The sequence below is a fragment of the Methylotenera versatilis 301 genome (genome assembly GCF_000093025.1).
Taxonomy (GTDB): domain Bacteria; phylum Pseudomonadota; class Gammaproteobacteria; order Burkholderiales; family Methylophilaceae; genus Methylotenera; species Methylotenera versatilis.
The window spans coordinates 2,832,424-2,856,865 of the sequence record NC_014207.1 but is presented as its reverse complement, the minus strand read 5'-3'; the positions used below and the strand labels follow the sequence as shown (position 1 = coordinate 2,856,865).

The 24,442-nt window shown below is 43.5% G+C and carries 25 protein-coding genes; 5 read left to right on the top strand and 20 right to left on the bottom strand.

Translation table 11 applies throughout. The annotated features are described in order from the left end of the window. Positions 1–85: 85 nt before the first annotated feature. The 12 genes from gshB to M301_RS13105 all read right to left on the bottom strand — a co-directional run bounded on the left by gshB (position 86) and on the right by M301_RS13105 (position 12,546). On the bottom strand, positions 86–1,024 hold the full coding sequence (gene gshB, locus M301_RS13160) for a glutathione synthase (RefSeq protein ID WP_013149277.1): 939 nt from the start codon (positions 1,022–1,024) through the stop codon (positions 86–88). An 11-nt stretch (positions 1,025–1,035) separates the two neighbouring features. After that, positions 1,036–2,331: a glutamate--cysteine ligase gene (gene gshA / locus M301_RS13155; RefSeq protein ID WP_013149276.1), complete on the bottom strand. Its 1,296-nt coding sequence runs from the start codon at positions 2,329–2,331 to the stop codon at positions 1,036–1,038. Between the two features lie 72 nt (positions 2,332–2,403). Further along, the gene (gene lipA, locus M301_RS13150; protein WP_013149275.1) at positions 2,404–3,354 is read right to left on the bottom strand and encodes a lipoyl synthase; all 951 of its coding nucleotides are present in this window, start codon (positions 3,352–3,354) and stop codon (positions 2,404–2,406) included. Positions 3,355–3,369: 15 nt separating this feature from the next. Further along, positions 3,370–3,999 carry a lipoyl(octanoyl) transferase LipB gene (gene lipB / locus M301_RS13145; protein ID WP_013149274.1) on the bottom strand — a complete coding sequence of 210 codons (630 nt, stop codon included), beginning with the start codon at positions 3,997–3,999 and terminating at the stop codon, positions 3,370–3,372. Between the two features lie 45 nt (positions 4,000–4,044). Continuing rightward, positions 4,045–4,326 (bottom strand): YbeD family protein, encoded by a 282-nt coding sequence (locus tag M301_RS13140; RefSeq protein WP_013149273.1) that lies wholly within the window; start codon positions 4,324–4,326, stop codon positions 4,045–4,047. Positions 4,327–4,357: 31 nt separating this feature from the next. Beyond that, on the bottom strand, positions 4,358–5,530 hold the full coding sequence (locus M301_RS13135) for a D-alanyl-D-alanine carboxypeptidase family protein (protein WP_013149272.1): 1,173 nt from the start codon (positions 5,528–5,530) through the stop codon (positions 4,358–4,360). A 27-nt stretch (positions 5,531–5,557) separates the two neighbouring features. After that, the gene (locus M301_RS13130; RefSeq protein ID WP_013149271.1) at positions 5,558–6,622 is read right to left on the bottom strand and encodes a septal ring lytic transglycosylase RlpA family protein; all 1,065 of its coding nucleotides are present in this window, start codon (positions 6,620–6,622) and stop codon (positions 5,558–5,560) included. Further along, on the bottom strand, positions 6,622–7,716 hold the full coding sequence (rodA, locus tag M301_RS13125) for a rod shape-determining protein RodA (RefSeq protein WP_013149270.1): 1,095 nt from the start codon (positions 7,714–7,716) through the stop codon (positions 6,622–6,624). The genes M301_RS13130 and rodA overlap by 1 nt, the downstream gene beginning before the upstream one ends. Further along, complete coding sequence (gene mrdA / locus M301_RS13120; RefSeq protein WP_013149269.1) at positions 7,709–9,664, bottom strand: penicillin-binding protein 2; 1,956 nt, start codon at positions 9,662–9,664, stop codon at positions 7,709–7,711. The genes rodA and mrdA overlap by 8 nt, the downstream gene beginning before the upstream one ends. Positions 9,665–9,688: 24 nt before the next feature. Next, positions 9,689–10,168: a rod shape-determining protein MreD gene (gene mreD, locus M301_RS13115; RefSeq protein WP_013149268.1), complete on the bottom strand. Its 480-nt coding sequence runs from the start codon at positions 10,166–10,168 to the stop codon at positions 9,689–9,691. Continuing rightward, positions 10,155–11,240 carry a rod shape-determining protein MreC gene (mreC, locus tag M301_RS13110; RefSeq protein WP_013149267.1) on the bottom strand — a complete coding sequence of 362 codons (1,086 nt, stop codon included), beginning with the start codon at positions 11,238–11,240 and terminating at the stop codon, positions 10,155–10,157. Before mreC ends, mreD begins: the two co-directional genes overlap by 14 nt. A 262-nt stretch (positions 11,241–11,502) precedes the next feature. Beyond that, complete coding sequence (locus tag M301_RS13105; RefSeq protein WP_013149265.1) at positions 11,503–12,546, bottom strand: rod shape-determining protein; 1,044 nt, start codon at positions 12,544–12,546, stop codon at positions 11,503–11,505. A 211-nt stretch (positions 12,547–12,757) separates the two neighbouring features. Between M301_RS13105 and gatC the strand changes: the two genes are divergently transcribed. From gatC to gatB, 3 genes are read left to right on the top strand one after another with little or no spacing between them, the layout of a single operon-like run. After that, on the top strand, positions 12,758–13,072 hold the full coding sequence (gene gatC / locus M301_RS13100; protein ID WP_013149264.1) for an Asp-tRNA(Asn)/Glu-tRNA(Gln) amidotransferase subunit GatC: 315 nt from the start codon (positions 12,758–12,760) through the stop codon (positions 13,070–13,072). 22 nt (positions 13,073–13,094) lie between these two features. Next, a complete protein-coding gene (gatA, locus tag M301_RS13095) occupies positions 13,095–14,594 on the top strand; it encodes an Asp-tRNA(Asn)/Glu-tRNA(Gln) amidotransferase subunit GatA (RefSeq protein WP_013149263.1) in 1,500 nt (499 codons plus the stop codon). Continuing rightward, the gene (gene gatB / locus M301_RS13090; protein WP_013149262.1) at positions 14,594–16,039 is read left to right on the top strand and encodes an Asp-tRNA(Asn)/Glu-tRNA(Gln) amidotransferase subunit GatB; all 1,446 of its coding nucleotides are present in this window, start codon (positions 14,594–14,596) and stop codon (positions 16,037–16,039) included. Before gatA ends, gatB begins: the two co-directional genes overlap by 1 nt. Positions 16,040–16,160: 121 nt before the next feature. Here gatB and M301_RS13085 read toward each other — a convergent pair whose 3' ends face one another. Both M301_RS13085 and pyrE read right to left on the bottom strand, forming a co-directional pair. Then, on the bottom strand, positions 16,161–16,802 hold the full coding sequence (locus tag M301_RS13085) for a DUF4124 domain-containing protein (RefSeq protein ID WP_013149261.1): 642 nt from the start codon (positions 16,800–16,802) through the stop codon (positions 16,161–16,163). A 71-nt stretch (positions 16,803–16,873) separates the two neighbouring features. Continuing rightward, positions 16,874–17,548, bottom strand: coding sequence for an orotate phosphoribosyltransferase (gene pyrE / locus M301_RS13080; protein ID WP_013149260.1), 675 nt, complete (start codon positions 17,546–17,548; stop codon positions 16,874–16,876). Between the two features lie 31 nt (positions 17,549–17,579). Here pyrE and M301_RS13075 point away from each other — a divergent pair, with 31 nt between their 5' ends. Next, complete coding sequence (locus M301_RS13075) at positions 17,580–18,368, top strand: exodeoxyribonuclease III (RefSeq protein ID WP_013149259.1); 789 nt, start codon at positions 17,580–17,582, stop codon at positions 18,366–18,368. 46 nt (positions 18,369–18,414) lie between these two features. Continuing rightward, entirely contained in the window at positions 18,415–18,990 is a 576-nt protein-coding gene (locus M301_RS13070; protein WP_013149258.1) for a hypothetical protein, read from the top strand. Positions 18,991–19,057: 67 nt separating this feature from the next. On the opposite strand, the gene M301_RS14620 is transcribed toward M301_RS13070, so the two are convergent. From M301_RS14620 to metX, 6 genes are all read right to left on the bottom strand, one after another. Continuing rightward, a complete protein-coding gene (locus M301_RS14620) occupies positions 19,058–19,207 on the bottom strand; it encodes a hypothetical protein (RefSeq protein WP_190274928.1) in 150 nt (49 codons plus the stop codon). Positions 19,208–19,437: 230 nt separating this feature from the next. Further along, complete coding sequence (locus tag M301_RS13065; protein ID WP_013149257.1) at positions 19,438–20,298, bottom strand: DMT family transporter; 861 nt, start codon at positions 20,296–20,298, stop codon at positions 19,438–19,440. Between the two features lie 99 nt (positions 20,299–20,397). Further along, entirely contained in the window at positions 20,398–21,168 is a 771-nt protein-coding gene (locus tag M301_RS13060) for a DUF1223 domain-containing protein (protein WP_013149256.1), read from the bottom strand. Positions 21,169–21,295: 127 nt separating this feature from the next. Further along, complete coding sequence (locus tag M301_RS13055) at positions 21,296–22,510, bottom strand: AmpG family muropeptide MFS transporter (protein WP_049769982.1); 1,215 nt, start codon at positions 22,508–22,510, stop codon at positions 21,296–21,298. A gap of 56 nt (positions 22,511–22,566) precedes the next feature. Further along, a complete protein-coding gene (gene metW, locus M301_RS13050) occupies positions 22,567–23,184 on the bottom strand; it encodes a methionine biosynthesis protein MetW (RefSeq protein WP_013149254.1) in 618 nt (205 codons plus the stop codon). Beyond that, a complete protein-coding gene (gene metX, locus M301_RS13045; RefSeq protein WP_013149253.1) occupies positions 23,174–24,331 on the bottom strand; it encodes a homoserine O-succinyltransferase MetX in 1,158 nt (385 codons plus the stop codon). Before metX ends, metW begins: the two co-directional genes overlap by 11 nt. Positions 24,332–24,442: the final 111 nt, after the last annotated feature.

The window sequence follows — 24,442 nt, the reverse complement described above, 5'->3', positions numbered from 1 at the left end:
GTTAAGATAAATATGTAGCGCATAGAGATTAATGAGGCTAAGAAGTAAGTAAGAGTAACTGAGTAAATAATGAGGCTTCATTTAATCAGTTAATTAGATGTTTAGTCTCCATCGTATCCATAAAAATATGCGCTGGCTTACATGTTGTTTGCTTGGCGATTTCTACCATGCCTGTGGGGCTAGTGACATTGATTTCGGTTAGATGCTCGCCAATCACGTCTAAGCCCACTAGAAATAAACCTTCAGCTTTAAGTACTTTACCAACCGTTGTGGCGATTTCTAAATCACGTTCACTAAGTAATTGCGCAACACCAGTGCCACCAGCGGCCAAATTACCACGTGTTTCGCCAGCTTTAGGTATGCGTGCCAATGAATATGGCAATGGAACACCATCAATCACAATGATACGTTTATCGCCTTGCAAAATTGCTGGTAAATAACGCTGTGCCATAATCGTGCGTTTGCCGTAGTCGGTAATGGTTTCTAGTATCACACTGATATTGGGATCAGTCAAACTTAGCCTAAATATGCTACTGCCGCCCATGCCATCGAGTGGCTTAACGACTATATCTTGGTGAGTATTTAAAAACTCTCTGATTAAATCGTTATTGGCCGTGACTAAAAACTCAGGTGCAAATTGTGGGAATCGAGTAACCGATAGTTTTTCATTCCAACTGCGGATAGCACTAGGATTGTTGTAAACCTTTGCGCCCTGATTAGCTGCAATTTCAAGTAAATATGTGCTGTATAGATACTCGTTATCAAATGGCGGATCTTTGCGCATGATAATGCCATCAAAGTCTGCTGGCGCGTATTCAGTCGCTGCTTCTAATGTGTAACTTTGCTCAGTAAAAATGAATTTCTTCGCGCTAATTCTCGCTATTGCGCCGCGTAAAAAAAGCTCATGCTGCATACTAACAAACAGCTCATGTCCACGCAGGCTCGCCTCACGCATGATGCCTAAACTGGTGTCTTTGTAACTTTTGAGGTTCTCGAGTGGATCCAAAATAAAGGCTAGTTTCATATTGACATGCTTTATTGGTTAAGTGGATCTTGTTCTTGCAATTCAATCGCTGCGGCTAGTAATGCTAAGCGTGCCACTACGCCGTAAGCATAAAAGCGATTAGGGGCTGCATCTGGTGCGCCTGCGCAGTCGGGTGTAGTACATGGCTTTTCGAAAGCTAATGGCACAAATTGTGAGCCTGGCGCATTGAGGTTTTCATCTATGCCGCGACCGGTATGTACACGGTAGAATCCGCCAATCACAAAATGGTCCATCATATACACCACAGGCTCTGCAACCGCATCATTGATACTTTCGAAGGTATAAACACCCTCTTGAATAATCACTTCTGAGACTTGCAAACCTTCTTTTACGACAGACATTTTATTACGTGCTTTGCGATTCAAATCACGTACATCATCGGGTGATTTAACCGTCATAATGCCCATGCCGTAAGTACCTGCATCGGCTTTGACTATGACAAACGGCTCTTGCGTCACGCCGTATTGTGCATATTTAATTTTGATCTTTGCCAGTAACTCTTCTACTTTAAGTGCAAGGCATTCTTCACCAGTACGGGCGTGAAAGTCAATTTCACCACAGGTATCAAAATATGGGTTTAATAACCATTCATCAATACCAAGTAGGGCAGAAAACTCACTTGCCACGCGGTTGTATGCAGCAAAGTGTTGCGACTTACGGCGTGTACTCCAGCCTGCATGTAGCGGCGGGATTAAATTCTGCTCAAGATTTTCAAGTATTGCAGGAATACCCGCAGACAGGTCATTGTTAAGCAAAATCGCACAGCTATCAAAGTCGCCAAGCTCTGCATTGATGAGTTTAATCCGATTGCCTACACGCACAACAGGCTCTAACAGCAACGTATGACCATCATGAGTTTCTAGTTTGGTAGGCTCAGTAATTTCCGGTGAAATAGAGCCGACTCTTACATCAAGACCCGCTTGCTTCATGATATTCACAAGCTCAACCACATTGCGTAGGTAGTAAGTGTTACGTGTATGGTTTTCAGGAATAATGAGTAATCGATGTGCTTCTGGACAGACCTTCTCAACCGCAATCATTGCGGCTTGAACACTTAAAGGTAAAAAATCAGGATTGAGATTATTAAAGCCACCTGGGAATAGATTGGTGTCGACTGGCGCTAATTTGAAGCCTGAGTTGCGTAAATCTACGCTGGCATAAAATGGTGAAGAGTACTCTAGCCATTGTGAACGAAACCAATGTTCGATTTTCGGCATGGCATCAAGCATGCTTTTTTCTAAGCTAAGTAAAGGGCCATTGAGCGCGGTTGTTAAATGTGGAACCATAGAATCTCTTTTCGGTATCTAGTTTAGGCTACTCTGTCATCGCGACGTGTGCATTTTCTTTTATCTAGCTTATTAAATGACTTCATGCGCTTGAACGTCAGCATGATAGCTGCTTCTTACCATGGGGCCACTAGCCGTATTATTAAAGCCCATCGCATCAGCTTTTTCTTTTAATTTTTCAAATGATGCAGGTTCTACATAGCGCATAACAGGTAAGTGATGCACGCTAGGTTGTAAATATTGACCTAAGGTTAACATACTGACGTTGTGTGCACGTAAATCTGCCATGACTTCTAGAATCTCTTCGTCAGTTTCTCCTAAGCCTAGCATTAAGCCTGACTTTGTTGGTACATCAGGATACATCTCGCCAAAGGTTTTTAATAGCTGTAATGAGTTTTGATAGTCCGAGCCTGGCCTTGCTTGCTTATACAGGCGAGGAATTGTCTCAAGATTGTGATTCATGACATCAGGCGGTGCATTGCGCAGAATTTGCATGGCAACATCTAAACGACCACGAAAATCCGGTACAAGGATTTCAATTTTAATATTGGGTGATTGCGCACGCACGGCCCGTATACAATCTACAAAGTGTTGCGCGCCACCATCTTTTAAATCATCACGGTCTACGCTGGTAATCACAACGTACTTGAGCTTCATTTGGGCAATCGTGCGTGCTAAGTTCTCAGGTTCGTTCACATCTGGTGGCAGTGGTTTGCCGTGCGCAACATCGCAAAATGGACAACGACGCGTGCAAATATCACCCAAAATCATAAAGGTAGCAGTGCCGCCACTAAAGCATTCGCCGATGTTTGGGCAACTAGCTTCTTCACATACAGTATGGAGATTATTCTCCCGCAGAATTTTCTTAATCTCTTGATAGCGCGCAGAATCAGGTGCTTTCATGCGTATCCACTCAGGCTTGCGTAGCATAGGCATCGGAATGATTTTGATAGGAATGCGTGAAGTTTTAGCACTATCAATTTCTTTTACACCAGCGATTTTTGATGTTCTTACATCAGTCATTTGTATTTCCATTTGCTAAGTTTTTTGTGAGCCAAGATTCTTCATTAAGATGTTGAGTAACAACTCCCTTATTACTTCAAAATTGGCGTTAATGCCTAAATCTTTAGTTTGTGTGACTTTTAAGCCTGCATAGCCGCATGGGTCTATGGCTTCGAACGGTGATAAGTCCATGTTTATATTTAAACTTAAGCCATGATAACAGCAATTATTTTTGATGCGTAATCCTAGCGAGGCAATTTTAGCCTCTTCAACATATACGCCAGGGGCGTCAGCCTTTGCGACTGCTTTTTTACTGAAACTATCTAGTAGTTCTATGACTGCGTTTTCGAGCAGGCTCACTAATTTTCGAATGTTGAGGTTATTCCGTTTTAGGTCAAATAGAACGTAAATAATCAGCTGACCAGGTCCGTGATAAGTGATCTTTCCACCTCGGTCAGTATGCACTAATGGAATATCATTGCGAATCGGTAAGCGCACATTTTTACGATTCAGCCCCAGTGTGTATACGGCTGGGTGTTCTGTTAGCCATAGTTCATCGGGCGTGTTTTCGGTGCGTTCAGCCGTAAACTTTTGCATGGCATGCCAAGTGGTTTCAAAATCAGTAAGACCCAGCTGCCTGATTAAGAAAGGTTGCTGCACAGTCATTGGTTTTAGTCTGGTGAAATTACTTTTAAAAATTAAGTGTTAGTTTTAAAGTGCAAATTTAACCAGTGGGTGCGCACTGATTAGGCGATAAATGTCATCTAATTGCACTTGTGATTCGACACGCACGGTGCAGGTGAGGCTGGTGTATTTGCCAGAAGAACTTATTCTGGATTCAATGTTTTCAGGGTTGAACGTCGGCACGATTGTTTGAATAAGCAAAATCACAGTCTCGGGAAACTGGCTCTCTGTATTCCCCATCACTTTAATTGGGAAGTCAGTCGGAAAGTCGATGAGTGGGGGTGCGGTGTGCGGTTCTATGTCAGCCATGATGTTGAGCTCAGTAAATTTGTAATGATATTTATTGCATTAACAGTTTAATTGAATCCCAAGCGCGCCCTAAAATACCCGCGCCATCAATAGACTTCACGGCCACTAAGCTGCGCTCTTCTATAGTTTTACCATTCAGTATGAATTTCACACTACCTATTACTTGACCTTTTTTAATAGGGGCAATCAGTGGTTGAGTGCTAGACATGACAGCTTTTACGTTAGCGTAGTCACCTTTTGGTACAGTCACAAACAAATCGTTAGCTACGGTTGACGCTAATTGATTTTCAGTACCTTTCCATACTTTAAGCTGATTAATACTTTGCCCTTGTTTGTAGACTAATTTTGAATCAAAGTACTGAAAACCATAATTAAGTAGTTTTTGACTTTCGCTTGCACGTGCTGAGTCTGTTGGCGCGCCTAGCACCACAGAAATACGACGAGTACCATCACGTTTTGCTGATGCAATTAAACAATAGCCTGCAGTTTCGGTATGGCCAGTTTTCATACCGTCTACGTTGGGGTCTGCCCAAAGCAAGCGATTACGGTTTGGCTGGGTGATTTTGTTGTAGGTATATTCTTTAACGGAGTATAAACGCTGATATTGGTCAGGGAAGTCACGTATCAGTGCCGCAGCAAGTGTTGCCAAGTCATCAGCTGTAGTAAAGTGCTGAGCATCTGGTAAGCCAGTTGCATTCATATAATGGGTATTTTTCATACCTAATCGTGCGGCTTCTTTGTTCATCATATCTGCGAACTGTGGCTCAGTACCTGCAATACCTTCAGCCAGCGCGATAGAAGAGTCGTTGCCAGACTGAATAATCGTACCGTGTAAAAGCTCGTCCACTGTCACAGGCTTATTAGGCTCAATAAACATTTTTGAGCCTTCTACTTTCCAAGCCAACTCGCTGACTGGTAGTGTTTGCGTCAGTGATAGGTGACCATTTTTGAGCGCTTTAAAGGCCAAATATGCAGTCATGATTTTAGTCAGTGAGGCAGGCTCAATGCGCATGCTGCTATTTTGTGATGCGATGACATAATTGCTATTAAAATCTTTAAGTAAGTAGGCTTTAACCGCTAGGTTTGGCGGCGGCGCAATTTGCGCACTTTCAGCCTGAGCTACAGAAGAGATAGCTAGCGCCGTAGTGCTAAGCAAAAAGGTACATAAAAGATTTTTGAATGGGGTTGAAGTCAGTTTTTGCATGTAATTATGTTTTGATAATGAGGTTGATTAATTTGTGACATGTGCGGCAATGTTTAATTGTCTGCGGATGTTTGCAGCCGAAACATCGGCTTCAGATCTACTTGCATAGGGTCCAAGCTTTACGCGATATAGGCCGCTATTATACACGTTAGCTACCCCTACATTTTCGCCCAGATCTAAACTTTGGATTTTTTTCTGTAACAGATCGCCATTCGCTTCATTCTTAAATGCGCCAGCTTGAACATAGAATTGTGAGTTTAGTGCACTGCTAGTCGCAGTTGTTGCAGTTGTTGCAGATGTTATCGTTGGTGTTGCTTCTATCGCAGTGGTTTGTGCAGCAAGGGACGTAACGCTTGACTGTGTGTTTTCAGGCAATGTGTTTTGTGACACCGAAGCCGTTTGGGTTGATGCATCTGTCGGTGCTTTATGCAAAGCTTCGGGACTGGTATCTATCGTTTCCACTTCAACCAAACCGCTGCCTTGTTTAATTAAGCGCAATTGATAAGCTGCAGCATAAGATAAATCAATAAGTCGATCACGTTTAAATGGCCCCCTATCATTAATGCGTACTATGACAGAGCGACCATTCGCCGGGTTTGTGACTTTTGCATAGCTAGGAATCGGCAAAATGGTATGTGCACCAGTCATGGCATACATGTCATACACTTCACCCGTTGAAGTTTTTTTGCCATGAAACCGTTTACCATACCATGAAGCAATGCCTTGTTTTTTATAAGGCACGTAGCCAGTCATAGGCGTGTATTGCTGACCCAATGCTGAGTATGGCTTATTGGCGCGACTGTATGGTTGCTCTGATTTTAACGTGGCACTTGGAATACTATCTATATTTGCTGGCGCATTTTCACCCGGACCATCATCTAAATAGTAACCGCCTGAACCTGGTTTAGGCTCTGTTTTCGTCGTTGATTCATTGCTTGGCGTTGGTGCTTGTTTTGTTGGAACTGAAGTTGTAGGCGCTTTAGTGACAGGATTTAAAGGGGGATTTGCTCCGCAAGCTGCCAGCAGTGCAGTTATTGCCATTACTAATAAACGAGAGCGCATCAATTGATGGTTTGAAATTTTGAAATTCATTAAGTGGCTACCAATTTTTTGTGAGTATGTATGCTCATTAGAATACCTAGACTAAGGCAAAGCGTCACCATAGAAGTTCCGCCATAGCTAATTAACGGCAATGGTACACCCACCACAGGTAAAATGCCGCTTACCATGCCCATATTCACAAATGCATAGGTGAAAAAAGTCAGCGTAATACTGCCTGCTAAGAGTCTCGCAAAAGTGCTCTGCGCCTGTGATGCAATCACTAAGCCACGCATAATAATCAAGGTAAATAATAGTAATAACAATAAATTACCTAATAATCCGAACTCTTCACCAAACACAGCAAAAATAAAATCTGTGGTACGTTCTGGTAGGAAGTCTAACTGAGCTTGTGTGCCATTTAGCCAACCTTTACCCGCGGTACCACCCGAACCAATTGCAATAATGGCTTGAATAGTATGGTAACCAGCGCCTAGTGGGTCTTGTGTAGGATCTAGTAAAATTTCGATACGTTTACGTTGATAATCATGCAACATCGACCAAAGTATAGGGGTAGATGCAGCAAATGCTATTACGCTACCTAGCAGCAACTTCCAGCTTAAGCCCGCTAAAAACAGCACGTAAAAGCCTGATGCAGTAATAAGTAATGCCGTGCCTAAATCAGGCTGTTTCATAATCAAGGCAACAGGGACTAATAGTAATAAACCACCTATCGCAAAATCAGCCATCTTAGGTTTGCCTTCTTGCTTGGAGAAATACCAGGCAAGCATCATCGGCATGGCAATACGCATGATCTCAGAAGGTTGAATTTTAGTAAAACCTAGGTTTAGCCAGCGCTGTGCACCGTGGCTAATCGAGCCAAATAATGCGACTGCGATTAATAGCAGTACGCCAAAAATATAAAGCGGAAGAGCAACCCGCTCAAGTTGATTGGGTGCAATATTGGCGGCCACCCACATAAAACTCAAGGCAACTATGATGTTAATGCCTTGCCCGTATATCCGTGCAACACTTTGCCCAGATGCGCTATACAGCACAAACAATCCGACCATTAAGGTGAAAAATAGACACACCATCAGGAACGAGTCGATGTGTTTAAGAAATTGCTTTAACAGTTGACTAATCATGCAATTCTTCTTCTGGTACTGGTTGAGTGGTAGCTGCACCTAACGCATTGTTAGGTGGTTTTGTTAGTGCTTTTTTATCATCCTTGGCTTGTTCAGGCGCAGGTATTTTGCCTAATAGATAATAATCCATGACTTTTCTGGCGATTGGCCCCGCAGTTGTGCCGCCGTGATTACCATTTTCTACGATGACCGCTATCGCGATTGTTGGATCCTCCGCAGGGGCGTAGGCAATAAATAAGGCGTGGTCACGATGACGCTCATCAATGCTGCTAGCATTATATTTTGCATTTTGTTTGATGCCAATCACTTGAGCCGTGCCTGTTTTTGCAGCAATAGAGTAAGGCGCATTTGCACCTACAGTAGCGGCGGTACCGCCTGGTTGTGTTACCGCAATCATGCCGCGTTTAACAATATCAATGTTCTCAGGTTTTAGCGGAATGGTATCTTGCACGACCAATGGCACCGTTTGTGTTTCATTGGTAATGGTTTTTTGAATCTTAGCAACTAAATGCGGCTTCATTGCCACGCCATTATTTGCCAATGTCGCTGTGGCCTGCGCTAGCTGCAAAGGCGTCACCAAAGTATAGCCTTGACCAATACCAACAATGACAGTTTCACCCTGATACCAAGGTTGCTTAAAGCGACGCATTTTCCATTCTGGCGTTGGAAGTAGGCCTTCATTTTCACCTTGAATGTCTATGCCAGTTTTCCTACCAAAATTAAAATGACCAACAAAACTTGTTAGTTTGTCGATACCCAATTCCAGCGCCAATCCATAGAAAAAAGTATCACAAGAGATGGTGATGGCGCGCTGCATATCTACCATGCCGTGACCAGTCGGTTTCCAGTCTCGGTATTTATGCACACTATTGGCCAACGTAAAGTAACCAGGGTCACTGATGCTAAAAGGTGGAACGCGCTTATCATTTTCTAACCCAGCCATTGCAACAAATGGCTTAAAAGTAGAACCTGGCGGGTAAATGCCGCGTATAGGTCGATTGATCAGTGGCTTATCTAAAGAGTCGTTGAGCAGACGCCAGTTTTCCACATCAATGCCATCGACAAACATATTGGGGTCAAAAGTTGGCTGACTTACATAGCTGAGCACTTCGCCCGTTTTTGGGTTAATCGCGACTAATGCACCACGATGTTCGCCAAAAGCAGTTTCAGCAATTTCTTGGATTTTGCTATCAATCGTTAAAACAAGATTGCTACCAGGCACAGGCGGGGTGCTTGATAATACGCGTACGGCTCGGCCATCGGCATCAATCTCAACTTGCTGAAACCCGGTGGTGCCATGCAGTTGGCGTTCATAAAACTGCTCTATGCCGCTTTTGCCGACATGGTCAGAACCTTTGTAATTAGACAGGTCGCCGTTCTTCTCAAGATTTTCTAAGTCTTTATCGTTGATACGCCCGATGTATCCCACCATATGCGCGCCCAGTTTGCCTAGTGGATAGTGTCTAAATAACCGAGACTTGATTTCCACCCCTGGAAAGCGGTAGTGATTAACTGCAAAACTTGCGGCTTCTACTTCATTTAAGTGCGTGCGAATCGGCACGCTTTCAAAGTTGCGGCTTTCTTCACGAAGTTTGTTAAAGCGCTTACGGTCTAGTGAGCTGACTTCCACCAATTTGCTGACTTCGGAAATGGTTTTTTCAAGGTCATCTACCTTGGATGGTGTGATTTCTAAGGTGTAAACGAAGAAGTTATGGGCAAGTACCACGCCATTTTTATCGAGAATCAAACCACGGTTAGGCACAATCGGCACGAGTGAAATACGGTTGTTTTCAGCGAGCGTTTGATAGTGTTTGTACTGTTTGATTTGCAAGTATGAGAAACGTAGTGCCAACACGCTAAACAGCGCTATCACTACAAAAGCTGTGAAGCCTAACCTCAGCTTAAAGTAATATTGCTCATGCTGAAAGTTCTTAAGCTCAGCGCGCATAATTAAATGCCAGCCATCAAAGTATTAAGTCCCACGCGAGCGACCGCCCGTATTTAAGCCAAAAATTACTGCGACTCTCCACAATATAACGCCCACAATACTTGGTAAGAAATAACCCCAGCCTAAAGCGTCTGCACCTGAGAAGGTTTTAATGATGAGTAATACGATTTGCGAAATCATCAATAACAAGAACACATAAAATAGTTGCTGAGTGTGGTTAAACAATACTAAGCGACGCTGATAAGTCACCGCAAAAAATGCAGTAATGGTGTAAGCCAATGCAAATTGACCAAATATGCCGCCCGTGGCTAAGTCTACAAAAAGTCCTAGAAACCAAGCTGTACCTACATTACATAAGTTAGGTGCACGTATTAGCCAAAAAATAATGACCAACAATATAAAATCTGGACGTATTTTTAGTGCAAATCCAGACCATGGTAGCAGTAGGAAAACGAACGCTAAAATCAGCGATAGGTAAAGAGTTTTGAGCTTACTCGGCGGCATGTGGCTTGCTCGTATTGTTAGGGTGAGTAGTTACTGGAGGCTTAGCCTCTGGTGCTAATTTAGGTTTCCCAGCCTCCGTGTTATTTGCAGCAGGTTTTGTCATTTCAGGTTGGGCTGCTACTGGTTTGGCAACGATGGGTTTATTTTCAGATTTTTTAATTTTCGCCTCTGGCTTAATCGCGCTAATTATTTCCGTTTCAACTGGCTCGGCCATACGTGGGATACTGACTAAAAGTACTTGTTTATGGTTTTCTACGCCGCCAGTCGGTACGCAAATAATGCGTGCGAATGGCGAGTCGGCCGTAATTTCAATTTGTGAAACTGTTGCAACAGCAAGTCCTGCAGGGTAGACGCCATCTATACCCGACGTCACCAATTTGTCGCCACGTTGAATATCTACATTGGTCGGCAAATACGGTAAATCCAAGGTGTTGTCGCGACCATGTCCAAATGCAATAGCGCGCAAACCGTTACGTTCGACCTGTATTGGAATGGCAAGTGACTTGTCGGTAATGAGCGTGACTTCGCTGCTCAGTGGGTAAATGCGCGTGACTTGACCAATCACGCCAGTCGAATCAACCACCGCTTCGCCCGCTACGATGTTATGTGTTGCGCCACGATTCACGATGATTTTCTTGGTAAATAAATCGCGACCCACATGCATAATTTCAGCCGCCACACTAGTTTCAACAATCGACTGATTAGTTTTTAATAGTTGGCGAAGATTATTGTTTTCCAGCTCAAGCGTATTGAGTTTTTGCAGCTCAACGGCTTGTTTCAGCGCATTTTTCTTTAAGTTTCGATTTTCATTAAGTAAGTATTCATGCGTAGAAAAGTACTCGGTGGTATCACGATAAAGCCGTGATGGTGCATTAGCCAGCAATTGCAAAGGGTGCAATAGCGCTTGTAGGTTCTGGCGCACGGTGGTGAGATATTCTAGGCGAGAGTCCGCCGCCATTAATGCCAGTGAAAGAGCAGAGAAAAAAGCCAAACGCGCAAGCGGACTCGGGCCGCGCACAAAAAATGCTGGGGCGGATTGTTGCTCGAGTTTGTGATTAAAGCGGCGCGACATTGGTTAAGCGATATTCAATTTCTCTGTAAAGGTAGAAGTTTAACTTCTTATGGATATCTTTATAAATACTAGTTTCTAAATGAGACAAGGCGCGAATAGAAAAATAATGACGCGGTATATATCTAACTATATAAGGAATTATTTTTTTTGTGAGCAACGCAGTATCATGACGAAAATTGTATTTATAGAGATGTCCTTATGTGATTTAGGCCGTATAGCACGGCCTAAATTTTACTTCATCGCGAAGGCTATTCAGCCTTTATTACTCGTAGGCGAAGATGCTGCCAAGCTTATCCATTTCTTCTAAAGCTTGACCACAGCCGCGTGCAACGCAAGTCAGTGGATCTTCTGCAACGATGACCGGTAAACCAGTTTCTTCTACCAGTAGTCTATCTAAATCACGTAATAAAGCGCCGCCGCCAGTGAGTACCATGCCTTTTTCGGCAATGTCAGCACCCAACTCAGGTGGGGTTTGCTCTAGAGCTGACTTTACTGCGCCAACAATTGAATTTAATGGCTCAGTCAGTGCTTCTAAAATCTCATTGCTAGAAATAGTGAATTTACGTGGCAAACCTTCTGCAAGGTTACGACCGGTCACTTCCATCTCTAAAACAGCTGAACCTGGGAACGCAGAGCCAATGGTTTTCTTAATATTTTCTGCCGTTGGCTCAGAAATTTGCATGCCATAATTGCGGCGAATGTAATCAATAATCGCTTGGTCGAACTTATCACCGCCGACGCGTTCAGATTTAGCATAAACAATACCGCCAAGTGAAATAACACCCACTTCAGTTGTACCGCCACCAATATCTACCACCATAGAGCCGGTTGCTTCTGAAACTGGCATGCCAGCACCAATCGCTGCAGCCATCGGTTCTTCAATCAGGAATACCTGTTTAGCACCAGCACGTTCAGCAGATTCTTTAATCGCACGACGTTCTACTTGAGTAGAGCCAACTGGTACGCAAATAATAATGCGCGGGCTTGGTGAAAACCAACGTGCGTCATGCACACGGCGGATAAAGTATTTGAGCATTTGCTCAGTAATGGTGAAGTCCGCAATCACGCCGTCTTTCATTGGGCGAATCGCTTGAATATTTGCTGGCGCACGGCCAAGCATGCCTTTGGCTTCAGCGCCAACCGCGAGTAGAATTTTTTTGCCACCTGGGCCGCCTTCTAAACGAATGGCAACCACTGATGGTTCATCTAAAACGATGCCTTTGCCGCGAGAGTAAATCAGCGTGTTTGCTGTACCCAAGTCGATAGCAAGATCGTTTGAAAAATAGCTAGTTATAAAACCGAACATTGTGTTTTTCCTGTGATTTGATGCAAGATGACGATTTGGGGCGCTAAGTAAATATTTAAGCGCAATTAAGACGTCAGTAAATTGCAGGTATAATACCGCATATTGGGTTGAAAATTAAGATGTGTTTGCAACTTAATTGTAAAGAGAAGTCATATCAAGTGACTCATTTTGAACATCAAAATGTACTAACTAAATTTCGGATTAATGAAACATGGCATTGAGCATTGAAGACATCAAAAAAGTAGCACATTTAGCACGTATTGAAGTGAGCGAAAGTGATGCTGCGGCAACACTCACTAAGCTGACAGGAATTCTTGGTTTGATTGAGCAAATGCAGGCTGTCGATACCACTGGCATTGAGCCGATGTCGCATTCTCAAGATTTAAGCCAGCGTTTGCGTGATGATGTTGTCACTAAAACTAATCTACGCGACGAGTTTCAGAAAAACGCACCTGAACTTGGAAATGGCTCAACTGAGCCCGCGGTTGCAGGTGGTTTGTACCTTGTACCTAAAGTAATTGAGTAAGAACTTAAAATAAGACTTGAATATGATTAACAGCAGCCTAAAACAGCTGGGCGAGATGCTCCAAGCGAAGAAGATTTCTAGTGTTGAATTGACACAAACTTTTCTAGATAGAATTCAGCAATACAATCCTAGTATTAATGCCTACATTGCTTTAGATGAAGCCAAAACCTTGGCGCAAGCCAAAGCAGCTGATGCGCGCATCGCTGATGGTAATGTTGCCCCATTAACGGGTATCCCAATCGCGCAAAAAGATATTTTTTGTGCAAAAGGCTGGCAAACCACTTGTGGTTCAAAAATGTTAGCCAATTTTATTGCGCCATATGACGCGCATATCATCACACAATTTGATGCTGCAGGTGCGGTGAATTTGGGTAAAACCAATATGGATGAGTTTGCGATGGGTTCATCTAACGAAACTTCATATTTTGGTGGCGTTAAAAACCCTTGGAGTTTTGACCGTGTGCCAGGTGGCAGTAGCGGAGGTAGTGCGGCGGCGGTAGCTGCAAGGCTTTGTGCGGCGGCAACGGGTACCGATACTGGTGGTTCAATTCGCCAACCAGCTTCTTTATGTGGTTTTACGGGTTTAAAACCAACTTATGGTGCTGTGTCACGTTACGGTATGATTGCCTTTGCATCATCGCTAGACCAAGCTGGTCCGATGGCAAAAAGTGCAGAAGATTGTGCGCTGATGATGAACGTAATGGCAGGCTTTGATGAACGTGATTCAACCAGCTTGAATCGTGAAAAAGAAGATTACACTCGCGCGCTTTACAATTCAAATCCTACAAAACCTCTGCAAGGCTTAAAAGTTGGTCTGCCGAAAGAATACTTTTCCGAAGGTTTAGATGCCAGCGTAGGCAAGGTGATTGAAGCGGCCATTGCAGAATATAAAAAGCTAGGCGCTGAAATTGTAGATATTTCATTACCAAATACTGGCTTATCAATTCCTGTTTACTATGTGTTAGCACCTGCTGAAGCTTCAAGTAACTTGTCGCGTTACGATGGCGTGCGTTACGGTCACCGTGCTGCGGAATATACGGACTTGATGGACATGTATAACAAGAGCCGTGCTGAAGGTTTTGGCGCGGAAGTAAAGCGCCGTATCTTGATTGGCACTTATGTATTAAGTGCTGGTTATTACGATGCTTATTATCTAAAAGCCCAGCAAATTCGCCGTTTGATTGCGCAAGACTTTGTCGAAGCTTTCAAAAAATGTGATGTAATTATGGGACCAGCGGCACCATCAACTGCATTTAAAGCGGGTGAGAAAGTGGATGACCCAGTCGCCATGTATCTGCAAGATATCTACACCATCTCTACCAATTTGGCTGGCTTGCCAGGCATGAGTATACCTGCTGGTTTTGCGCAAAGTGATGATGGTGTGTCGTTACCTGTGGGGCTACAAATTATCGGTAATTATTTTGATGAAGCGCGTATGTTGAATGTGGCGCATCAATATCAACAAGTGACAGATTGGCACGAGAGAATGCCAGAACTGGTATTGCCAAAGGAAGTTAAATAATGGAATGGGAAGTCGTCATTGGGTTAGAAACTCACACCCAATTAAAAACAAATACTAAGATTTTTTCAGGTGCTTCTATCAAATATGGCGCAGAGCCAAATACTCAGGCATGCGAAGTGAGCATTGCCTTGCCAGGCGTGTTGCCAGTATTGAACAAAGAGGCAGTGCAGTGCGCCATTAAATTTGGTTTGGCGATTAATGCCCATATTGCACCACGCTCTGTGTTTGCACGTAAAAACTATTTTTACCCTGACTTACCAAAAGGCTATCAAATCAGTCAGTTTGAGTTGCCAGTAGTTGGTAAAGGTGCCGTCACAATACAAGTGCCAGCGGTGGGTAAAAATGCTGCTTATGAAAAAGTGGTGAACATCACGCGCGCGCATTTGGAAGAAGATGCAGGTAAGTCTGTGCATGGTGCGGTTGAGGGTATGAGCGGCATCGATTTAAACCGTGCAGGTACGCCATTGTTAGAAATTGTGACTGAGCCAGATATGCGCTCGGCGGCTGAAGCTGTGGCTTATGCAAAAAAACTTCATGAGCTAGTGCAATGGATTGGTATTTGCGATGGCAATATGCAAGAAGGTAGCTTCCGTTGTGATGTGAATGTATCCGTGCGCCCTAAAGGCACAGAAAAGCTTGGTACGCGTCGTGAGATTAAAAACCTGAACTCTTTCAAGTTCATGACTCAAGCCATTGAGTATGAAACACGTTGGCAAATTGAAACGCTAGAAGATGGTGGAACGATACAGCAAGCAACAGTGCTGTTTAACCCAGATACTGGCGAAACACGCGCTATGCGCAGCAAGGAAGAGGCAAACGATTACCGCTATTTCCCAGATCCTGATTTGTTGCCATTGGTGATTTCAGAAGCTGATAAAGATGCTGTAAAAGCCACTATGCCAGAATTGCCAGAAGCAATGAAGGCGCGTTTTGAAGCACAATATGCATTATCTAGCTATGATGCAAACGCGCTGACAACTTCACGAGATTTAGCTAACTACTTTGTTGCAACCGTTGATGCTGGCGCAGATGCCAAACAATCAGCTAACTGGGTGATGGGTACATTGGCTGCTAAACTAAATGCAGTCGATACTAGCATTAGCGATTCGCCCATCAATGCGCAGCAGCTTGCACAGTTATTAAAACGCATTGGCGACAATACGATTTCAAATAACGCAGCCAAGCAAGTGTTTGAGGCGCTGTGGAATGCTGAAGGAAGTGTTGACGATATCATCGCAGCCAAAGGCCTAAAGCAAGAGTCAGACAGCGGAGCAATTGAAGCAATTATTGACGAAGTGCTAGCCGCAAATGCAGCCATGGTTGAAGAATTTAAAGCAGGTAAAGAAAAAGCGTTTAATGCCTTAGTTGGTCAAGCCATGAAAGCCTCAAAAGGTAAAGCCAACCCAGCACAAGTAAACGATATTTTGAAGAAGAAGCTAAGCTAGGCCTCGGCTAAGTTAGATTTTCAGTGTCTAGAAATAAGAATGCCGCCAATGCCGAGAAAGTTTCGGATTTAGGCGGCATTTTTTATGGACTACTTGTTACATTAATATTTGTAAGTGAGCTTTATTGTGGCTTTAGCTCAATATATCTAGACCGATATTGACTGAAACGAGTTTTTGTTTGAGCAATACTATTTTGCACAGCAAGAATCTGTGATTTTGTTTTTGTGATTTGAGTTTGATAGTTTTGAGCATCTTCAGCGGCTTGAATGGGCATTTTTCTGCCAGAAAATTTTGCATAAATACTGGCCAACATCCTTTTAGACTCTTCTTGATTCTGGCTTAACGTGAGTAAAGCAGTTTCGTCACTCTTCAAGTTACGCTTTTCTGCCATATCAATTTCGTCTACTGACGAGTAAGACGCTAATAAGGCTTTATCTTGTCTCTGTTGATCTGCTGAAAGCTTCTCAGTTTCTTGCGAATTACCTTTGGGATTAAAAGATTCATTTGTTTTAATCACAGTACCCTGATTGTTCAAGACGCTATTGCTGCGACCAGATTCTTGTGCTGGCATTTTGTCGCCGTAATGGGTTACACCACTTGCATCTTTCCATTTCACTATTTTGCTGCCATCAGCATGCACTAGGTGCGTATAGCTAGTCAGTATCAGTACGCCAGAGAAAAGCAACGCAGACAAGGCTGAACTCGAATGACCAAGTTTTGCCTTGTCAGAAAAATGTGAATTAATTCCAGCTAACGGTTTCATTTTAAAAGTTAATACTTCTCTTCACCATTTTTTGAATATTCTCTAAGGCGCTGTATTCAACCTTAAGTTAATTAAATAACGCCATATTGTTGTCGATACGACATGACTTTATCCAGTAGCAAATTTTGTGCCATATCATTTTGATTTTCTAGATAGGTCAATAAGTCATTCAAGTTAGCAATTGCACACACAGGTATTCCATTATTTTTAATCACCTCTTGCACGGCTGATAGCTCGCCCAAACCCTTCTCTTGCCTGTCAATGGCAATAGCCACGCCACATGCAGTCGCGCCATTGTGGCGGATAAGGTCAACAGACTCTCTTACTGAGGTGCCTGCAGAAATCACGTCATCAATGATGAGTACCCGACCTTTTAGTGGGCTACCCACAATGACACCGCCTTCGCCATGATCTTTAGCCTCTTTGCGGTTGTACGCGTAGGGCACATTGTGACCATTTTTGGCAAATGCTATGGCGATACTTGCTGCTAGCGTAATGCCTTTGTAAGCTGGGCCAAATAGCATATCAAATTCTATACCTGAATTTTTAATAGCGGCTGCATAAAATTCGCCAAGCTTCATCAAGCTCTCGCCATCATTAAATAAACCCGCATTAAAAAAATATGGGCTTAGGCGGCCTGCTTTAGTTGTAAATTCGCCAAAGCGCAAAACCTCTTTTTTAATGGCAAATGCGATAAACTCTTGTCTAAATTGCTCAGACTGCTCAATAGTGTGTTTCGTGCTCATGTTCTAGATCATTATATTAAGGAATTAAGTTTTGAAGATTATATCGCTAAACCTGAATGGCATACGCTCTGCAACAAATAAAGGTGTGCAAACTTGGCTACAAACGCAAAATGCAGACGTAGTGTGTATGCAGGAAATAAAAGCCCAACAAGCGGATATGACGCCAGAAATGCTCAACCCAGCTGGCTATTATGGCTATTTTCACTATGCAGAAAAGAAAGGCTATAGCGGCGTAGGTATTTATTGTAAAGCCAAGCCAGATGCCGTGATTGAAGGTTTGGGTGGCTCAAATGATGGTGTGCAAGATATCGATAGCGAAGGACGTTATTTAGAATGTCAGTTTGGCAACTTAAGCGTAATTTCACTCTACTTGCCAAGTGGCTCTAGTGGAGAAGAGCGCCAAGCCTTTAAGTTCAGTGTGATGACACGCTTTATGCTGCATATGCAAGCGCTGATTAAAAGTGGTCGTGAAATCATCATTTGCGGTGATTGGAATATTGCCCACAAAGAAGCTGACCTTAAAAACTACAAAGGCAATAAGAAAAATTCAGGTTTCTTACCAGAAGAGCGTGCATGGCTGACTACTTTATTTGATGAAGTTGGCTGGGTAGATGTCTATCGCACTTTACACCCCAATACTACCGATGAGTGCTACACATGGTGGAGCAATCGCGGGCAGGCTTATGCTAAAAACGTAGGTTGGCGTATTGATTATCAAATTGCTACGCCAGCAATAGCGGCTAAGGCGGTTTCAACTAGTGTTTATAAGGCGGAGAGGTTTAGTGATCATGCGCCGCTGATTGTTGAATACTTGGATTAGAATTTTTATCAAAATAACTCATAACTTATTTAGTACTTAAGAAAATATGGATAAACTGCTTAGCAAAATTGAAGTGGCGAAACGCCAACTTGTTACAGCTATTAGATTGCTTTTTGACGGAGAGGATAGCGTATCAGTTTTATCGTTAGCGGCAAATGCTTGGGAGATAATTGACGTACTTTGCAACAGAGAAGGCGTGCTTAGTTTCTCAAACCAAACAAGAGAAAACATCCCTGCTGGTAAAGACTTGAAATACGACTATATCAATTCTCCATATCGAAACTTCTTCAAGCACGCAGATCGAAATCCAGATGCTGTACTGCCAAGTTTAAAAGAGTCCAACTTAGAAGGTCTGATGTTTCTAGCGGTAGAGGATTATATTAGACTTTTAAACAAGTCTCCTGTTGAGTTTCAAGTGTTTCAGATTTGGTATATGGCTATAAACACTGAGAAGCTAGCGGTTGAGGTGCTTAGCGATGTAGTTGAAAAGTCGAAGTCTATTTTCCCAGATATTACTAATTTGGCACGGGCTGATCGACTAGCTTTGGGAAAGCAGGCATTGCTACTTGCAAAATCTGATCAAGAGTTGATGCGAGATGAGCGCACTGAAAATACAGTTTGAAGTTTGGCTGGAACTCAATCCTAGATACGCTGTATGTTCTGTTTCTTTTCGCCTCTAGGCGAGTTACTTACTTTTGCTTGCTCAAAAGTAAGTAACCAAAGAAAAGAGCGCCCCCTCCCGCTTGTTTCCTGCGCTGCTCAGCTTCATGGGCGGCAATCGGAAACTCGCCAAATAAATCACTTGGCTCAAACAGCCGCTTGCCGAAAACTCCCATCAAGCTTAGCAGCGCAGGCGCGGTAGCAGGGGAGTTGAAAGTCAGAGGCGATGAAGTTTCACTGTTGATTGAGTAATCCTAAAATCTCTCGATATCCGTCATTCTGAGTGCAACGAAGAATCCAGTTTTTAGCTAAGTTCAAACTGCTGGATTCTTCGCTATGCTCAGAATGACGGAGGTGTACAGCTGATGCGGCGGATTTGCTTGTAGTAAGCCGTAATTAAAATTACCTTTTATTTTTTGTAACTTACTTTACTAAACACCAACAACCCGCCCGCCACAATAACTAGCATGCCAACCAAACCTATAAAATCTGGGATTTGATTAAAAAAGACATAACCAATTAAGCCTGCAAATAATAGCTGCGTGTATGAAAATGGCGCAAGTGTGGAAGGTTTTGCATGTTGGTAGGCTTTGGTCATCCACAGGTGGCTAACGAGGGCTGATATACCTAGTAGTACCATCAGTAAAGCAAAATACAGCGTGGGTGTTTTCCAAAAGAATGGCAGTAACACGCTGGTCACTAGCGCGCTTATTAGTCCGCTAATGAAGTTTGTGGTGCTTGATCTGTCGGTATGGTTAAGTTTGCGTGTGATGATTTGATACACGCTGAACGAGAGTGCCGCGCCTAAGGCTAGCAAGGCGACAGGGTGGAACATGCTGCCACCGGGACGTACGATGAACAAAACTCCTATAAAGCCAATGGCAACTGCAATCCACTGTAAGCGCGCGATGCGTTCACCTAATAACGGGCCTGACATTGACGTGACTAACAATGGACTAAGATAAATAATCGCGGTGCCTTCGGCCAGTGGAATAAAGTGTAAGGCGCTGATGAACATTAAGTTCGTATTCACCATGCACAGGCCGCGAATAATTTGTAGCTTGCGGTTTTGAGTGACGATTAATGTTTTGAATGATGGCGGCCTTAATACGACTAACATCAACGAAACGTGCACAACATACCTCACCCATAACACCATGACGACAGGGTAAAAATTGGTGAGGTATTTAGATAGTGCATCGCTACTTGCAAAGAGAAACACTGCGGCACAAATGAATAAAATGCCTTTTTGGGGGTGGTCGGTATTCACGTAACAGCGATATATTTAAGGGTTGAGGCATATTCTATCTTAAATACGCGACAGTTTTTACTCACGTCAAATTTTGGTTGGTCTATTATCGTTCTAAATTTAACTACAAAACGGTAATTGTAAGCTCTGCAAAATTTCACCGTTTTTTGAATCCTGTATAAATATCACCGCCCCGGCTTGTCTGCCTTTCCACTCAGGTTTTAGGGTAAAGCTTTTTGCGAACTCATTTTTATTGCTGAGTTGATACGCACCGAGTAAATCACGCACCACGTAATCATGCTTTAGTTCGCGGCCATTGTTTTCGCCTGCATTAACTTGGCTGACTAATTTATTTTCATAAATCGCTATAAAAATATCAGCATTGTTAATCTCGGCAGAGTTAACGGCTTGGGCAGTGGCTTTGAGTGTGATTTCACCATTCACCTGCATGATAGCGTTTAAGCTTAAATTGGCACGTGAGGCTAGTTTCTGGCTGGCGGAAACTGCTTGGTTTAATCGCGAGGTGTCAGCGCCTTTAAAGTCACGTCCGTTTAACACAAATTGCGGCGTATAGACAAAACCTGCGCCTGCAAACGCAGCAGTTTTGCGCTGCCGGTCGCTATATTCTGCTTTAGAGAATTTATCTTTCCAGCCTATGTAATCCCAATAATCTACGTGAAAAGCGAGGGGGATGATTTTCTTAGTGTCTGGCTTTAAATCGCTCAACCATTTATCTGCAGGAGGGCAGCTGCTGCAACCTTCTGAGGTGTATAGCTCAAGTAAGGGTACTGTTGCTGTGCCGCTTTTGGCGCTGCATTCTGCGGCGATAGCGGGTTGCATGACAAGGTTTATTAAACTTAAAGCGAATGCTATTTTGGGGATAATGCGCATGAGGAACTCCTTGATTTAACAGTAAGAGTTAGTCGTGTAGATTGTGGAAACCTTACAAGAGTTTCACAGCGTCGTCATTTTTAGCTACGCTCAGAATGACGGGAGTAGAAAACTGGAGTTTATGTTTTTATCTATGCTCATGCCAAGGCGCGACTTTTAACAAAAGCACCATGCCCGGAATAGCTAAGAATGTGCAGACGTAAAAGAAGTTCTCCCAACCTAAATTCTCTACCATGCCGCCTGTGAGTGCGTTAAACACAGAGCGTGGTACGGCAGATAAGCTGGTAAATAAAGCGAGCTGGGTGGCGGTGTAAATCGGGTTAGTTTCGCGCGCCATGTAGGCCACGTATGCGGCGGTACCTAAACCTACGCCAAAGGCTTCTGCGCCAATGACAATGGCTAACATGCCACGTTCAGTTGCACCTATGACTTCAAAAGGTCCTGCATGTGCCAGCCAAGCAAAGCCTAAAATAGTCACAGCTTGAGCAATGCCAAATATCCACAAGGCGCGGTTTATGCCTAATTTGAGCATCCACAAGCCACCTACAAATGCGCCTGCAATTTGCAAGACTAAGCCGCTACCTTTTGCAATGGCGCCAATGTCACTTTTGCTAAAGTGCATATCTAAATAAAAGGGCGTGGCGAGTGCGGTTGCCATGCTATCGCCAAGTTTGTAGAGCAAAATAAATATCAGTACCAATAATGCGCTTTGCCAGCCTTGGCGACTAATAAACTCATGAAAAGGCTCAACGACAGAGGCGTACAGTGTTTTTGGTGCAACAACCTTGAGTGACTCGCGTATCAATAATGTCATGATGATGCCGGGTAGCATAAACAGCGCAACAATCCAAAACACCGATGACCAAGGCAAATGGTCTGCCAGTATTAGCCCAAGCGAGCCTGGCACGAGCCCTGCAATGCGGTAAGCATTCACATGGATGCTGTTGCCTAAGCCTAGTTCATGGTCGCTCAAAATTTCGCGACGAAACGCATCAATAACAATATCTTGGCTGGCAGAGAAGAATGCAATCAATGTAGAAATAACTGCAATGGTGGTGATATTGAGCTTGGGCTCATAAAAGCCGTAAGTAATCATGCTGGCAAAAAGCGCCACCTGCGTGATGAGCATCCAACTGCGTCTGCGTCCAAGCGGTGCGATGAGGTTGTATCTATCCATCAGTGGCGCCCATACAAACTTCCACGAATATGGCAACTGTATAAACGCAAAAGCGGCGATGGTTTTGAGGTTCATGCCTTCAGAACGTAACCATGCGGGTAACAGTTGCAAGAGCAAATACAGTGGTAAACCTGAGGTAAACCCCAAGAAGACACAGATCAACATCTTTTTACTAAGCAGCGATTGCCAGATGCTAGGCTGAGCGGGGTTTTGAAGCACTACTAATTGGCTTTCAGACGATAAATAGCCAAATTACCTAAGAAGTTAGGCATAAAATCTATTTGATTACCATCGGTAATGACTTTGCGTTCTAACACTGAAATTTTGTGATTTTTACAAAACTCGTCAAAATCATTAATGGTGCAAAGGTGTACATTCGGCGTATCAAACCATTGATAAGGCAGTATTTTAGACACAGGCATATTGCCTGAGAGAATTTGCACGCGGTTGCGCCAATAGCCAAAGTTAGGGAAAGTGACGATGACTTCACGACCAACACGCAACATTTCCAGCACGATACCTTCTGTATTATGCATGGCTTGAAGGGTTTGCGAGAGAATGACGGTATCAAATGATTGGTCTTCAAAGCCTGATAAACCGTCTTCTAAGTCCATTTGAATAACGTTCACACCATTGTTCATACAGGTTAACCAATTGGCATCATCTTTTTCTACGCCATATCCTTTTACTTCTAAGCCGCTACGTAAAAATTGTAGCAGTGCACCATCGCCGCAGCCTAAATCGAGTACTTTTGAGCCGAATTTTACCCAGCCAGAGATAATTGCAAAGTCTTGCCTGAATTCTTGCGTTGAATTTGTAATATTTACATTATTTTGCATGGTGAGTACCAACTTCAATACTATTTAGATAGGCGCGCAAAATGTTGTGGTAGTGCGCATCAGGCATTAAGAATGCATCATGGCCATGCGCGGCAGTGACTTCTGCATAGCTAACTGTACGTTCATTGTCGAGCAGCGCTTTTACAATTTCACGTGAGCGCGCAGGCGAGAAACGCCAGTCACTAGTGAAAGAAACTACTAGAAATTTTGCAGTGACTTTATTTAAAGCGGCGCTTAAATCGCCATCGTGATTAAGTGCAGGGTCGTAATAATCCAAAGCCCGCGTCATGCGCAGATAAGTGTTGGCATCAAACTCGCCAGCGAACTTATCACCTTGATAACGTAAGTAAGATTCCATTTCAAACTCAGCATCAAAGCTGTATTTGACGCCATCTTTAAGCTTGCGACCAAACTTTGCGCCCATCGCATCATCACTTAAATACGTGATGTGACCAAGCATACGTGCGATGCGCAAGCCACGGCGTGGCAGAACATTGTGTGCATAGTAATCGCCACCATGAAACTCTGGGTCAGTAATAATGGCTTGGCGCGCCACTTCATTAAAAGCCATGTTTTGTGCGGTGAGATTAGGCGCTGAGGCAATTACCAAAGCATGGCGTACGCGTTCTGGGTAAGCAATCGTCCATTGCAAGGCTTGCATGCCACCAAGGCTACCGCCGATGACGGCAGCTAGCTGCTGAATGCCTAAATAGTCAGCCAATAAAGCCTGAGATTTAACCCAATCTTCAACCGTCACTACAGGGAATTGTGATCCCCATTGCTGATTGGTGTCAGGGTTGATGCTTACTGGCCCAGTACTGCCGTGACAGCCACCCAGGTTGTTGAGTCCAATGACAAAGAATTTATTCGTATCTAATGGTTTGTTGGGACCAACTAAATTGTCCCACCAGCCGGCATATTTATCATTTTCACTGTATTTACCAGCGACGTGATGTGTGCCAGATAGCGCATGGCAGATTAAAACCGCGTTGGATTTATCTGCATTTAGTGTGCCGTAAGTTTCATATACAAGGTCGAACTGCGGCAGTACAGCGCCGCTTTTTAGCGTGAGCGGTTTCGCGAAATGTGCAGTTTGTGGAGCAACTATGCCTACAGAGCCAGTGCCAACGGAGTTATTTTCAGTCATTTTGTGATTATACTATGTGTAAATTAAATACTGCTGCTAGTAATTCTGGTTAGTGTGATTTTAACTTGAAGGTAACTCACTTGTAAAAAACCAGCTTGTATAAAAGAGGCG